At 69.6% G+C, this 13,911-nt stretch carries 10 protein-coding genes and 2 tRNA genes; 5 read left to right on the forward strand and 7 right to left on the reverse strand.

What is annotated here, in order from left to right; all coding sequences use genetic code 11:
- Nucleotides 1-62 precede the first annotated feature (62 nt).
- A complete protein-coding gene (locus tag GJV26_RS30475; RefSeq protein WP_155710052.1) occupies nucleotides 63-4,997 on the forward strand; it encodes a beta strand repeat-containing protein in 4,935 nt (1,644 codons plus the stop codon).
- The gene (locus GJV26_RS18050; RefSeq protein ID WP_155710053.1) at nucleotides 4,994-5,464 is read left to right on the forward strand and encodes a hypothetical protein; all 471 of its coding nucleotides are present in this window, start codon (nucleotides 4,994-4,996) and stop codon (nucleotides 5,462-5,464) included. The genes GJV26_RS30475 and GJV26_RS18050 overlap by 4 nt, the downstream gene beginning before the upstream one ends.
- 111 nt (nucleotides 5,465-5,575) lie before the next feature.
- Here GJV26_RS18050 and GJV26_RS18055 read toward each other — a convergent pair whose 3' ends face one another.
- Nucleotides 5,576-5,833: a hypothetical protein gene (locus GJV26_RS18055; RefSeq protein ID WP_155710054.1), complete on the reverse strand. Its 258-nt coding sequence runs from the start codon at nucleotides 5,831-5,833 to the stop codon at nucleotides 5,576-5,578.
- Nucleotides 5,834-5,989: 156 nt separating this feature from the next.
- Between GJV26_RS18055 and GJV26_RS18060 the strand changes: the two genes are divergently transcribed.
- The gene (locus tag GJV26_RS18060; RefSeq protein ID WP_155710055.1) at nucleotides 5,990-6,769 is read left to right on the forward strand and encodes a hypothetical protein; all 780 of its coding nucleotides are present in this window, start codon (nucleotides 5,990-5,992) and stop codon (nucleotides 6,767-6,769) included.
- Between the two features lie 53 nt (nucleotides 6,770-6,822).
- On the opposite strand, the gene GJV26_RS18065 is transcribed toward GJV26_RS18060, so the two are convergent.
- The 5 genes from GJV26_RS18065 to GJV26_RS18085 form a co-directional block, all read right to left on the reverse strand.
- A tRNA-Met gene (locus GJV26_RS18065) sits at nucleotides 6,823-6,899 on the reverse strand.
- 76 nt (nucleotides 6,900-6,975) lie between these two features.
- A tRNA-Met gene (locus tag GJV26_RS18070) sits at nucleotides 6,976-7,052 on the reverse strand.
- A 144-nt stretch (nucleotides 7,053-7,196) separates the two neighbouring features.
- Complete coding sequence (gene miaA / locus GJV26_RS18075) at nucleotides 7,197-8,144, reverse strand: tRNA (adenosine(37)-N6)-dimethylallyltransferase MiaA (protein ID WP_155710056.1); 948 nt, start codon at nucleotides 8,142-8,144, stop codon at nucleotides 7,197-7,199.
- Nucleotides 8,145-8,149: 5 nt separating this feature from the next.
- Nucleotides 8,150-10,069, reverse strand: a complete 1,920-nt coding sequence (mutL, locus tag GJV26_RS18080) for a DNA mismatch repair endonuclease MutL (protein WP_155710057.1) — start codon at nucleotides 10,067-10,069, stop codon at nucleotides 8,150-8,152.
- 43 nt (nucleotides 10,070-10,112) lie between these two features.
- Nucleotides 10,113-11,015: a peptidylprolyl isomerase gene (locus GJV26_RS18085; RefSeq protein ID WP_229419347.1), complete on the reverse strand. Its 903-nt coding sequence runs from the start codon at nucleotides 11,013-11,015 to the stop codon at nucleotides 10,113-10,115.
- 221 nt (nucleotides 11,016-11,236) lie between these two features.
- Here GJV26_RS18085 and GJV26_RS18090 point away from each other — a divergent pair, with 221 nt between their 5' ends.
- Nucleotides 11,237-11,881, forward strand: coding sequence for a VTT domain-containing protein (locus GJV26_RS18090; protein ID WP_155710059.1), 645 nt, complete (start codon nucleotides 11,237-11,239; stop codon nucleotides 11,879-11,881).
- An 85-nt stretch (nucleotides 11,882-11,966) separates the two neighbouring features.
- Nucleotides 11,967-12,992: a carbonic anhydrase gene (locus GJV26_RS18095; protein WP_155710060.1), complete on the forward strand. Its 1,026-nt coding sequence runs from the start codon at nucleotides 11,967-11,969 to the stop codon at nucleotides 12,990-12,992.
- A 115-nt stretch (nucleotides 12,993-13,107) separates the two neighbouring features.
- Here GJV26_RS18095 and GJV26_RS18100 read toward each other — a convergent pair whose 3' ends face one another.
- Nucleotides 13,108-13,902: a D-hexose-6-phosphate mutarotase gene (locus tag GJV26_RS18100; protein ID WP_155710061.1), complete on the reverse strand. Its 795-nt coding sequence runs from the start codon at nucleotides 13,900-13,902 to the stop codon at nucleotides 13,108-13,110.
- Between the last annotated feature and the right edge of the window lie 9 nt (nucleotides 13,903-13,911).

Raw genomic sequence — 13,911 nt, forward strand, 5'->3', positions numbered from 1 at the left:
CCCGGCCGCTACAAGGCACGCCGGGATCGCTCAACATAACCTTGCTTACTAAAGGAATACACATGCGCCTCAATACACCATCGGTTTCGTCGCGTCGTGCCCGCAGGGCCCGTCTCGTGCCCCTGTTGCTGTCGCTGGCGGTCAGCCAGGCATTCGCCGACGTGACCGTCACCGGCAACCCCGGCACGCCGGGTACGCACGGGGCAGTTCCAGGCGCGGCGGGCACCGCGGGCGGTGCTGGCGAGAGCGCGGTCGCCGCATCGGGCCCGAACGCGAGCAACAGCAACGCGGCGACCGCCAACGGCGGCAGTGGCGGCGGCGGCGGCTTCGGCGCCGCCGGCAACAGCGGCCAGAACGGCGGCGCGGCGGGCGCGGGCGGCATCGGCGGCAATGCCGGCGCGACGGCCGGCTCCAATCCGGCGACCGGTGCGGCCGCGGCCAGCGCGACAGCGACCGGCGGCGCCGGCGGCGGCAGCGGCGGACCGGGCGGCGCCGGCAGCGGTGCCGCGGCCGGTGCCGGCGCCGCTGCCGGCGCGGGCGGCAATGCGCAGGCAACGGCCGGGGCGAGTGCCCAGGGCAGCAACACGGCAACGGTCTCGGCCTATGCGGCCGGCGGTACCGGGGGAACCGGCAACGGCGCGGGGTCGGCCGCCGGCGCTGCCGGGACGGCCATCGCGACCGCCACCGGGCAGTCCGATACCGGCGCGGTCAATGTATCGGCGACCCAGTATGGCGGCAGCGGCGGCTACGGCACCGACACCAGCGGCGCCGCGGGCGCCGCGTCGCAAGCGACGGACCGGGTCGGCGGCACCACGGCCGGCAGCCTGTCGCTGTACCAGGCTGCCTTCGGCGGCGCGGGCGGCGGCAGCGGCGCGGCAGGCGGTGGCGCGGGCGGCGCGGCAGGATCGGCACTGACCCTGAGCGACAGCGCAGCCAGTTCGCTGCAGGTGACAGTCAGTGCGCAGGGCGGCGGCGGCGGCTACGCCGTGACGCAGGGCGGCCATGGCGGTGCGGCGACCGGTGCGCTGGAGCTGGTCTCGACGGCGGCCGGCGCGACCTTGGGCGGCAACACGACGGCAGGCGGCGGTGCCGGCGCGGCGGCGTCCGGCACCGGGCCGGCCGGCAACGGCGGCAATGCGCGGGCCGACACGGTGCTGTCCGGCCTCGGCCAGGTCAACGGCAGCGCGGGTGCCGGCGGCGGCAGCGGCGGCTCGTCGACAGGCGGGCCGCACGGCACCGGCGGCACCGCAGAGAGCACGCTGCAATTGACCGGCGCGAGCGTGTACGGCAGCAGCAGCGCGACCGGCGGCTACGGTGGCGGCAACAACGGCACGACGAGCAACGGCGCAAATGGGGGCACCGCGGCCACCAGCGCGATCGGAACCGCTACCGGCGCGGGATCGGTGCAGCTCAGCGCCACCGCATACGGCGGCTATGGCGGCGGCGCCGGCGGCGCGGGCAACCGGGCCGGCGACGGTGCCGGTAGCGCCGTCACGCTGACCGGCGGCAGCGGCAGCGGCGGCGTCAACCTCAGTGCGCACCAGCAGGGTGGCGCCGGCGGCGCCGGCTATTCCGGTGCGCACGGCGGGGCCGGTGCCGCTTCCACGGCGGAAAACATCGTCAGCGGCACCACCACGGGCACCCTGTCGCTGAACCAGTACGCGGTGGGCGGCGCCGGCGGCTACAGCGATACGGCCGAAGGTGGCGCCGGCGGTGCCGCGGGCAGCCGGCTGGTGGTAACCGACAGCAATGCGGCGAACCTGAGCCTGACCGTGTCGGCGAACGGCGGCGCCGGCGGTTCGACCGGCAGCGGCACCGGCGCCAACGGCACGGCCGCGCAATCGCACGGCGAGGGCACGGCAACCGGCGACCTGTATGTCGCCAGCAACGCGCAAGGCGGTTCCGGCGGCAGCGGACTGGTCGCCGGGCAGGGCGGCACCGGCCAGGCACATGCGGTCGGAACTGGTACCGGCAGCAACAGCGTGTACGTGGTGTCCACCGCCAACGGCGGTGCGGGTGGCCAGGGCAACGGCAGCGCCGGCGGCTCGGGCGGCGCGGCCATCGCCAGTGCCGCGGGGTCGGCAACCACCGGTTCGCTCACCGTGGCCGCGTATCAATATGGCGGCGCGGGCGGCTACGGCGTGAACGGCGGCGCGGGCGCGGACTCGAACCTGGTCGATGCCGTCAGCGGCAGCACCGGCGGCAGCCTGTCGCTGACCCAGGCCGCCACGGGCGGCACCGGCGGCGGCATCGACACCGGCACCGGCGGCGCGGCCGGCAACGCGCTCTCGCGCCTGACGCTGGCCGATACCGGCGGCGCCGGCACGGCAAATGTCGTCGTCAATGCCACCGGCGGCAATGGCGGCTATGCCAATACCGGCACCGGCGCAGCCGGCGGCACGGCACAAGCCCGGCTGGCCCTGGCCTCGGCAGCCGACCAGGCTACCGGCAACGCGACGGCAATCGGCGGCAGCGGCGGTTCGACCGCCGGCGGCAGCGCTGGCGCCGGCGGCAATGCCGCGAGCGAGCTGACGCTGGCCGGCACCGGCAATTACGTCAACGGCAACAGCACGGCCAACGGCGGGCATGCCGGCGGCAACGGCGGGAGCACGGCGGGCACTGCCGCCGCCGGCGGCTCCGCAAACGCCGCGTTGACCGTGAGCGGCGGCGCCAATGTGTATGGCGCGGGCAGTGCAATCGGCGGCAATGGCTCGACGGGCGAGAGTACCGGCAGCGGTGCGGCGGGCGGCACGGCCACCACGACGCTGGCCGGTACGGGCGGCACCACCGGTGCGTTGACGCTGAACGGTTATGCGCGCGGCGGCAATGGCGGCGAAGGGGCGGGCAGCGGCAATGCCGGCGGCACCGGCGGGCAGGCATCGATTGCCATCGGCGGCAACGGCGGGGGCGCGAGCCTGTCGCTGAACGCCAACCTTGCCGGCGGCAATGGGGGCAACGGGCGCGGCGGCGCCGCTGGCGGCGCTGGCAGGGCGATCACCGTGGGCGACATCTTCACCGGCAGCACCAGCGGCACCTTGTCGCTGACGCTGACCGGCGGCGGTGGCCGGGGCGGCGACAGCAGCGATGCCAATGGCGGCGCCGGCGGTGCCGCCGACGTGACGCTGGCGCGCAACGACAGCGGCGCTTCGTCCCTGACGTTGTACGGCAACGCCACCGGCGGCGCGGGCGGCGGTGTCACCGGCAGCAGCGGCACCGGCACGGCGGCGGCCGGCGCCACGGGCAAGGTGGCGGTCAGCGCCAGCGACAGCGTGGCACTGGCCCTGTCGGCTTCGGCCACGGGCGGGGCCGGCGGGGCCCATTCGTCGGGCAACGGTGCCGCTGGCGGCGCCGCCCAGGCGAGCAGCAATGGCGTGACGTCGGGCAGCGAAAACGTGTCCAGCTATGCCGTGGCTGCTGGCGGCACAGGTGGCGCCGCGTATGGCAGCGGCAACCGCGGCGGCGACGGCGGCACCGGCAGCGCCATTGCGATCGGCAGGAGCGGAGGCGGCTCCACGTCGGCCAGCGCCAGCCTCACGGGCGGCAGCGGCGGATACGGCGTCGCCGGCGCCGATGGCGGCGCCGGCGGCGTGGCCTCGCTGGCCGATGCCGTCAGCGGCAGCACGTCCGGCTCGCTGTCACTGGCGCAGAGCGCCTACGGCGGCACCGGTGGTGGCAGCGATACCGGCATTGCGGGCGTGGGCGGCGGCGCCGTCTCGCGGCTGGCGATTGCCGATACCGCCGCCAGCAACCTCGGCGCCAATGTCACGGCGCAGGGCGGCAGCGGCGGCCAGGGCAACGACACCAGTGCCGGCGCGAAGGGTGGCGCGGCCGAAGCGGTGCTGGCATTGTCGTCCACCGCGGCGGGCGCCTACGTCAACGGGACCACGAACGCCAGCGGCGGCGGTGGCGGCTACAGCGTCGGCGGCACCCTGGGTGCCGGGGGCGACGCGCTGGCGCGCACCACCGTCACGGCGCTCGACCAGGGCTATGCCAGCAGTACGGCAACCGGCGGCAACGGCTATGCCAACGGCGCCGCCGGCGGCGTGGGGAACGCGCATGCCCGTGCCGATTCGGCCGGCTCGGCCCAGGCCTATGCCACCGCGCAAGGTGGCGGCAGCGACGCCTGGAAGGGCAACGCGGTGGCATTATCTGAAGCGCGGGGCGGCGCAGTGGGCAGCGTCAATGCGACTGCCTATGCGGCCGGCAAGCAGGCCGATGCCACTGCCCGGTCATGGGCGGAGGGCACGGCCAGCAACTATGCGCAGGCCAGGTCCGTGGGGCCGGGTGGCACGGCGGCGGCATCGAGCACCTCGACCGGAAGCGGCGGCGTGCTCGTGACCACCAGCGCCAGCGCCCCGGCCGGGACCTCGGTCAACGCGATCACGTCGGCGAACGTGGGCGGCAGCCATTACGGCCTGGCGGCACCTTCCACGACTTACCAGGCGCTGTCCTATGCGGTGGGCGCGCCGTCGCAAGGCACGGTCGACAGCGTGCTGTCCTCGTCGCCGAACGTCACCGCGGCGTTCGCCGCGGGCCAGGTGCACGGCATCGGCACGATGAGCGGCGCCTACGCGGCGGATGCCACCGGCACCTATACCTACGTGACCGCCGCCAACTTCGAATTCGCCACGACCGAGCGGCGCTACCTGACGTTCGGCCTGCTCGGTTCGCTGTCGGACGGTGCCGGTTTCACGACGCTGGAGCTGACCCTCGCCAGCCACGGCGCGGAGGTATTCTCGGAGACGTTCACCAGCGTCTCCGCGGCGCAGCTCTTCTTCAACGACCATGCCGCGGTACTCGGTGCACTGGCCGCCGGCAACCAGGACCTGTTGCTGACGACCGGCTTCACGCTCGATGGCAGCGGCGGTTTCGGCTTCCAGTACGTGATCGGGGTCGGCGAGCTCGCGCCGGTGCCGGAGCCAGGCACGTGGCTGCTGCTGCTGGCGGGCCTGTCGGTGCTGTTCGTACGCCTGCCGGCACGCCGGAGGGATGCATGAGCGCCCGGCTCGACATCCCGCTGGCCGAACCGCTGGCACCGCGCATGGCGGCCGCGCCGGCGGCGCGTCCGCGCGGCATTGCGCTGCTGGCAAGCGCCGTCATTGCCACCGCGGCGCTGGTCGCGCTGGCGGCCGCGGCATGGCTGCACGGCACGCGTCCGGCAATCCTGCCGGGGCCTGCCGGCGCCTGGTACGCGGTGCAATTGCAGAACGGCCAGATGTTCTATGGCGTGCTGCGCGAGACAGGGCCGACGCAGGTGCAGCTGGCCGACGTCTACTACGTGCAGGCATTCACCCAGCCGGACGGGCGGCCCGGCAACCGCGTGGTCAGCCGGCAGAAGAACGACTGGCACGGCCCGGGCGTGCTGACGATTCCCGCCGACCGGATCGTCACCATCGAAGCGGTGGGTCCGGAGTCGCAGCTGGCCCGGCTGATCGCGCAGGACCAGGGCCGGGCCGCCAGGTAACGCCGGGTGGTGAAAGCCCGCGGGAACGTTCGTTCCGCGGGCTTTTTCATTAATGCCCCCTCGCTGGCCGAACTGCGCGCCCTGGAAGCGGCGCAGGGGCGCACTGACCCGTTAGGCCGGCGGGGCAGCCAGCTGCGCCAGTACGCGGTCGCGGTTGTTCATCATGAAGGTGCGGAACGCCGGCTCCTTGACGGCCAGCCGCACCAGGCCCGGCAACAGCTCGTAGCAGCAGCTGATCACCGTCTCCATCACTCCTTCGTTCTGCAGCGCCGTTACCGTCCATTCTCCCGGTTTGCCATCCAGCTTCTGCAGGATCTGCCCGCGGTGCTCGCCAATCACGCGGGTTACGGGTTGCATCAGGTCGACCATGTTTCCTCCTGTGTGTGAAAACCACAGTCTGCCCGCCGCCGCCGGTGCCAATGATGAGCTGACGCAACCATTGCCTGTTGGTATGAGTTGCCTCAAGTCAATCTATGCAACTCCCGCATAAAGTCTTAATCACAATGAACGTGATCGGGAGGAAACATGAAAAGCCAGGGAACCTTGTTGCTGCTGTTGATCGCAGGCGGCAGCCTGATTTATTCGGCATCGCGACAGCCGCGCTACGACATGCCCCATACCCGGACGCAAACGGAACACCCGGATTCCTCGATGCGCATGGCGAAGGCGGGGTACGCCGCGCAGCACGACATTGCATTGCCGCGCTTTACCGCCGATTCGATGGCCCGGCGCGTCGATCGCCTGATGGCAAAGGCTCTGGACGACGTGGCTAGCGGCCAGGATGTGATCCGCTTCGTCTGCAAGCGCCCTGCCGAGGTGGGCCCGGTGCCATCGCTCGATGCCGTCGACGCGTGGCTGCGCGCCACGCCGGACAGCCACGCCGATCCGTACCTGCTGGATAACCTGCACCGCGCAGCGCAGCAGGGCAACTGGCTGGCGAAGGTGCAGGTATTCCTGGCGCTGAACGGGCAACGCGCACCGGACGACACCACCGCTTTCCGCACGATCACGCTGATGGAATGGATGCAAGAGCACCGCATCGGCGCGCTCTACGCGGCCGTCGGCGAAACGATGGGCGCATCCGGCGGGCGCCATGCGGAGCACAAGACGGCAGTGTCGAGCCTCGACATCTACGCCGCCATGCATCACAACTATCCATCGCAATACAAGGTGGGGCGCGAACTGCTGCGCAGCGGCGATGCGCGGCAGGTGGACGTGGGCCGGCGGATGCTCGATTGCGCGGCGCGGGCGTTGCCGGTGTATGGGGAAATGTATGGCGAGGATGTGTTGGCTGCACGCGGGTGAGCTTACGTCATGAAAAAAGCCGCCGGTCTCGCGACCGGCGGCTTTTCCATATCTGGTGGTGATAGGTGGACTTGAACCACCGACCCCAGCATTATGAGTGCTGTGCTCTAACCAGCTGAGCTATATCACCGCAAACTGTACAACGATGTTCCCGAAGAAAAATGACCTGATCCGTTGCCGGTCAGGCCATTCGTCTTGAATTCTGGTGGTGGTGATAGGTGGACTTGAACCACCGACCCCAGCATTATGAGTGCTGTGCTCTAACCAACTGAGCTATATCACCGCAACGGCAGGCATTATGGCGGCTGCCACCCGCCGTGTCAAGGAAAGCGACGATTTTGCGCCGTCGATGAGCAATCAGACAATATAGCGCAAATCCGTGCCGGCGAGCGCAAATGCGCGACGTTGAGCAGCAACAGGGCCTGGTTCAGCCCCGCAGCGGCGCCAGCCGCGCCAGTATCTGCCCGGTCGCATCCGGCGCCAGGCAGTCGATCACGATCCGTTCCGGCATCGACCGCAGCCACGTCAGCTGGCGCTTGGCGAGCTGGCGCGTGGCGATGATGCCCGTCTCGCGCATGGCCTGGTAGCCGATGTGCCCGTCGAGGTATTCCCACACCTGCCGGTAGCCCACGCAGCGCATCGATGGCAGGCCGGGGTGCAGGTCGCCACGCCGGCGCAGCACTTCCACCTCGTCGATCAGCGCATCGTCTGCCAGCATGATGTCGAAGCGGCGCGCGATCCGCTCGTGCAGCACGGCGCGGTCGTTCGGTTCGAGCGCGAACGACATCAGCTCGAACGGCAGCTCTTCCTTTTCGCGCAAGGCCAGCAGCGCGGACATCGGCTTGCCCGACAGCCGGATGATTTCCAGCGCGCGGCCGATGCGCTGCGCGTCGTTCGGGTTGAGCCGCGCGGCCGTGACCGGGTCCAGCGTGGCCAGCCGCGCGTGCAGGGCGGGCCAGCCGGCCTGCGCGGCTTCTTCTTCCAGTTCGGCGCGGACGGTGGGGTCGGCGCCCGGCAGGTCGTCCAGCCCGTCCGCCAAGCCCTTGAAATACAGCATCGTGCCGCCCACCAGCAACGGCAGCTTGCCGCGCGCCGTGATGTCGGCCACGAGGCGCAGCGTGTCGTTGCGGAACTGGGCAACGGAATAGGCGTCCAGCGGGTCGATGATGTCGATCAGGTGGTGCGGCGCCGCGGCCAGTTCGGCGCGCGTGGGCTTGGCCGTGCCGACATCCATGCCGCGGTAGACCAGCGCGGAATCGACCGAGATGATTTCAGATGGGATGCGTTCGGCGATCGCCAGCGCGGCGGCCGTCTTGCCCGACGCGGTCGGGCCCATGATGGCGACCGCGAGCGGCCGCTTTTCTGCGAGAGTCATGAAGCTTATTGCCCGCGGAGGAAGAGTTTGTCGAGGGCGGAAATCTCGACCTGCACCCAGGTCGGGCGGCCGTGGTTGCACTGGTCGGCGCGCTCGGTGCTTTCCATCTGGCGTAGCAGCGCGTTCATTTCCGGCGTCGTCAGGATGCGGTTGGCGCGCACCGCCGTGTGGCAGGCGAGGGTGCCGAGCAGCTCGTTGCGGCGCTCGATCAGCACGCGCGAGCCGCCGAACTCGCGCACGTCGCGCAGCACGTCGCGCGCCAGGGTCTGCGCATCGGCGTTCTTCAGCAGGGATGGCACGGCGCGCACCGCCAGCGTCGTCGGCGACAGCACGGCGATGTCGAAGCCCAGCGTTCTCAACGTGTCGCCGTGTTCCTGCACCGTGCCCACCTCGACCGCGTCGGCATAGAACGTGACGGGGATCAGCAGCGACTGCACCTGCATGTCGGTACCGGAAATCTGCGCGTCCAGCGCATTTTTCAGCTGTTCGTACAGGATGCGTTCGTGCGCCGCGTGCATGTCGATCAGTACCAGGCCCTTGGTGTTCTGGGCCAGGATGTAAATCCCGTGCAATTGCGCCAGCGCGAAGCCGAGCGGGAATTCCTCATGGGCCAGCGCGGCCGACGTGGCGGTGTACGACGTCGGTTGCGGCATCGCGTACGGCGTGGCTTGCTCGGCCACGCGCGGTGCCGCGGCGTCGGCGAACAGCGCGCCATAGCGCTCGGTGCTCTGCGCCACGCCGCCGCCATCGCGCGCCCCGGCGGCAGGCCAGGGCGAAGGCGAGAACGTGGGCGTGTAGGTGGGATTCATCATCGCACCGAACGAGGTCTGCTCCTGCGGGCGCCAGGCATTGCCGTTCAGCGGCACGCCGTTGGCCAGCGAGTCGGCGGCCGGCAGCGGCGCGGGCACGCTGCCGTGCGCGGTGGCCGACGTTTGCGCCAGCGCGCGCTGCACCGCGTGGAAAACGAACTGGTGCACGGCGCGGCCATCGCGGAAGCGCACCTCGATCTTCGACGGGTGCACGTTCACGTCCACCAGCGCCGGGTCCAGCTCCAGCGCCAGCACGTAGGACGGGAAACGGTCGCCGTGCAGCACGTCCTCATACGCCGCGCGCACCGCGTGCACCAGCACCTTGTCGCGCACGAAGCGGCCGTTCACATAGAAATACTGGCAGTCGGCGCGCGCCTTCGAGGCCGTGGGCAGGCCGGCAAAGCCGTGCAGCCGCAGCACGCCGGCAGCCTCGTCGATCGGCAACCGCGCTTCGGCGAAGCCTTCGCCGAGGATCTGCGCACTGCGCCGGGCCATGTCGCTGGCCATCCAGTGGTCGACCGTGCGGCCGTTGTGCGTGAGCGTGAACGCCACGTCCGGCCGGGCCAGCGCGATGCGGCGCACGACTTCGGCGCAGTGGCCGAACTCGGTCTGCTCGGACTTCAGGAATTTGCGGCGCGCCGGGGTGTTGTAATACAGGTCCTGCGCGTTGACGGTGGTGCCCTGCGCGCCGGACGACGGCTCTACCGTGCCCAGGTGCGAGCCTTCCAGTTCCCACGCGTGTGCGGCATCGGCCGTGCGCGAGGTCAGCTTGACGACCGCGACCGAGGCGATCGACGCCAGCGCCTCGCCGCGAAAGCCGAGGGTATTGACGTTCTCCAGGTCGTCCAGCGAGGCGATCTTCGACGTGGCGTGGCGTGCCAGCGCCAGCGGCATCTGCTCCGGCGGGATGCCCTTGCCGTTGTCGGTGATGCAGATGCGCTTGACGCCGCCTTCTTCGAGCCGCACCGTGATCTGGCTGGCGCCCGCGTCCAGCGCGTTTTCCAGCAATTCCTTGACGACGGCCGACGGCCGCTCGACCACCTCGCCGGCGGCGATCTGCGAGATGAGCTGGTCGGGAAGAGCCTGGATCGGGCGGTGAGGAATCGGGGCGTTCATGATGGGCGAAATTATACCCCGGACGGGGGGCCGCCTCCTCGGATCAGGAACCCTGCCGGCGCACCGGGATCGGCACGTTGCACAGGTCGACATGGCCGGCGGCGACCTTGGTCCACGGGCCGCCGCGGTTGCGCTGCGCTTCGGCCACGGCCCTGAAGCTGGCCGAGTCGGTGCGCATCACTTCCAGCCTGCTGCGCCCCTCTTCCGGCACGTCGGCGGCCAGTTTCACGGACCTGATCGCCACGCGCTGCGCGGGGTCGTCGTAAAACCCCATCGCGCCCGGACCGCGCGGCATCACGGACAGCAGCGGCATGCCGTCGACCACCCGGCCGACCACGGTGATATTGCGGTCCAGCTGGCGCGGCGCCTGGCCGATCACCGCGTACAGCGCACTGCCGTTGCCGCTGTCGGCGCCCACGTCGCGCCCCACGCCCACCGTGCCGTAGCAGTGCGCCAGCCAGGCCTGGCCGGTCTTCGGATCGCGCGCCGACGGGAAACCGTTCGAATGGCCCACCTGCGGCGCATGGCCGTCGCGGTCGGGCAGGCGCGTGAAGCCCCGGTCGTTCGTCAAGGGGATCGTGAATTCGCCGGCCAGCCTGGCCTTTGCGGTTTTCAGGGCGCGCGGCCTGTCTTCGTCCGGGTCACCCCACTGCACCACGAAATTGTCCTGCGCGCGCAGGACCGCCAGGCCGTCGAAGTAGCCCTCGCGCACCAGCAAACGGATGTTCTCGACATGATGCGGCGCAAAGACCGGCGCCAGTTCGATGACCACGCGACCGGCCGGCAGCTCCAGGTACAGCGTGCTGGCCGGATCGAGCGCGCGCCACTCGGCGCCCTGCGAAGCCTTGATCACGTCCGCCACCGAAGGCTTCGGCGGCAGTTCCTTCGCCGCCAGCGGAGCACTGGCGAGCACCGTGACGAATACCGTGGCCAATGCGGCCGACAATCGGGCGGATAATCGAGCGGCCGATGGAGCGGTGAATGGAGCAAATAAGGCAGGGGAAAAACACAGCGGCCGGCGGGACATCGGATCTCCTGGTTTGCTTGCTTTGCAGCGGTAAAGAATTGTAATCTTTCAAATGGTCCTGGTAAAAGCAAGTTGCCGCGGCGCCGGGCCACAGGTGATTGGCCTGGTGTATGATTCCGCCGCAACCTTATAGGAATATTATGGATTTTGTTCATTTGATGGAGATGCTGCTCCACGTCGACAAGGCGCTGGATACGCTGATTGCGCAGTATGGCACGCTGGTTTACGCGATCCTGTTCGCCATCATTTTTTGCGAGACGGGCGTCGTGGTGCTGTTCTTCTTCCCCGGCGACACGCTGCTGTTCATCGCCGGCGCGTTCTGTGCCACGGGGCACATGCATCTCGGCCTGCTGATCTTCCTGCTCGTGAGTGCCGCGGTGCTGGGCAATACCACCAATTACTGGATCGGCGAAGCGATCGGCCAGCGCGTGTTCACGCACGATTACCGCTGGATCAACCGCGACGCGCTGCAGCGCACCCACGTTTTCTTCGAAAAGCACGGGGGCAAGACCATCATCCTGGCGCGTTTCGTGCCAGTGGTGCGTACCTTCGCGCCGTTCGTGGCCGGCGTATCGGACATGACGTTTGCCCGCTTCCAGTTCTATAACATCACCGGTGCGCTGGCCTGGGTGGTGTCGCTGTGCACGGCCGGCTACTTCTTCGGCAACATGCCGCTGGTGCGCGACAACCTGACCACGATCGTGCTGATCGGCGTGGGCGTGGCGATCGTGCCGGTGGCGCTGGGCGGGCTGTGGAAGATGAGCCGCCGCATGCTGGGCCGTTGAGTTCAATCAGGGAAAATTACCCTCAAGTTTTTCCGTACGGCATCCGTTAACCGGGGCATCTCTGTTTTTTTTGCCTCGGAGTAACATGCGCAAGCTGATTGCCCTTACCGCGTGCTGCCTGGCCTTCGGCCTGGTCAGCGCGAACGAATCCCGCCCCCGGATCGCCGGGGTGGAGCCGTCGTCGCCCGCGCGCGACGACGCGATGGGTATCGGCGATCCGAAAGCCAAGCCGGGCAAGCCTGGCCGCAAGCTGTCCGCGCGCGAGCTGGAAGAGCAGGCCGAGGCCGAGCTGTCCGCCAGGATCGCCGATCGGCTGGCGCAGATGAAGGCCAGCCAGGCCGCCCGCTTCGCCGCTGCCGCCAGGGCGCGCAAGGCAGCGCAAGCCAAGGCGAGCAAGACTGCCTACGCAGCGTCGCTGCCGCCGCCGCCGGCCAATGGCACCTTCTGGACCTACGAAGGCGAATTCGGCCCCGCCAACTGGAGCAAGATCAACGCCGCCTGGAACAAGTGCAACGGCGGCGAGCGCCAGTCGCCGATCGATATCCGCGACGGCATCAGGGTCGACCTGGAACAGATCGCGTTCGACTACCGTCCGTCGGGCTTTACCGTGACCGATACCGGCCACACCGTGCAGGTCGCGCTGGGCGCCGGCAATTTCCTCTCCGTGGCCGGCCGCACGTACGAACTGCAGCAGCTGCACTTCCACCGCCCGTCCGAAGAGCGCGTCAACGGCAAGACCTACGAGATGGGCATCCACCTGGTGCACAAGGATATCGAAGGCCGCACCGCCGTGCTGGCATTGATGCTGCAGCGGGGCCGTGTCCAGCCGGCGATCCAGACCGTGTGGAACAACCTGCCGCTGGAAAAGAAGGACACGTCCGCGCCGTCGATCGTGTTCAACCCGAACGACCTGCTGCCCGAACGGCGCGACTATTACACCTACATGGGTTCGCTGTCCGAGCCGCCGTGCACCGAAGGCGTGCTGTGGCTGGTGATGAAGGAGCCGCTGCAGGCATCGGCCGAGCAGATGGCGCTGTTCTCGCGGCTGTATCCGCTGAACGCGCGGCCCGTGCAGGCCAGCGCGGGGCGCATGATCAAGGAGTCGCAGTAACGCGTTCATGCCTGTCGAGCCCGTGTCATGGGGCCAGACCCCATGACACAGGCTCGACAGGCGATCAATTTCTCCTGGTGGGAAAATTTCAGGGCGCAGCGATGCGCCCGTTTTTTCAGGACTGTGCGGTGATGGTATGCACGCCGGTCCATTCCGCGCCGGCGGCCAGCGGCTGCTGGTCCACGCGGGCAGGCTCGATGCAGACGAACCGCTGCCATTCGTCGTCGTGCAGGTCCGCCAGCTTCGCGGCGGCCTCGGGCCCCGGGTTCCACACGACGAATTGCGTGAATCCTTCCTGCTGCAGGCGCAGCGTGCCGGTACCCGGCTGCAGCGTCACTTCGGCCGGGGCAGGGTAGATGTTGTCCAGCGGCGGGCCGAAGTGCAGCGGCGATTCGTCCGGCAGGCCGGCCAGCACCGTGCGCGTGAATTCGTCCACCTGGAAGTAGGTGTGCAGCGCGCAGGCGAAATCGAACGGCTGCCCGCCGGTGTTGCGCACGTGGTAGCGCATTTCAAGCGCATCGGGTTGCAACGTGAAACGCAGCGCCAGCGCGAACGCATGCGGCCAGCCCTGCGCCAGGCTCGCGGGCACATCCTCGTGGGTGAGCAGGAATTCTACCCAGGCAGTGGTGGCGTCCTGGCCATGGTCGCCGAGGCGCCAGTGCGACAGCCGGGCCACGCCGTGGCGCTGGCCGGGGCCGCGCGTGGAGAATTGGGGGAAGATCACCGGCACGCCACCGCGGATCGCGGCGCTGCCGTCGCGCGGCGATGCGTCGCTCATGAACAGCCGCTCGCGGCCATCGGCCGTTTTCCAGGACGCCAGGTGCGCGCCATACAGCGCGATGGTGGCCTGCGCGCCGTCCGGCGCGGAGATGGTCACGGCCGGAAGCTGGCCGAACAACGTCGATTGCATGCAATGGTC

It is taken from the genome of Pseudoduganella dura (assembly GCF_009727155.1).
Lineage (GTDB): Bacteria > Pseudomonadota > Gammaproteobacteria > Burkholderiales > Burkholderiaceae_D > Rugamonas > Rugamonas dura.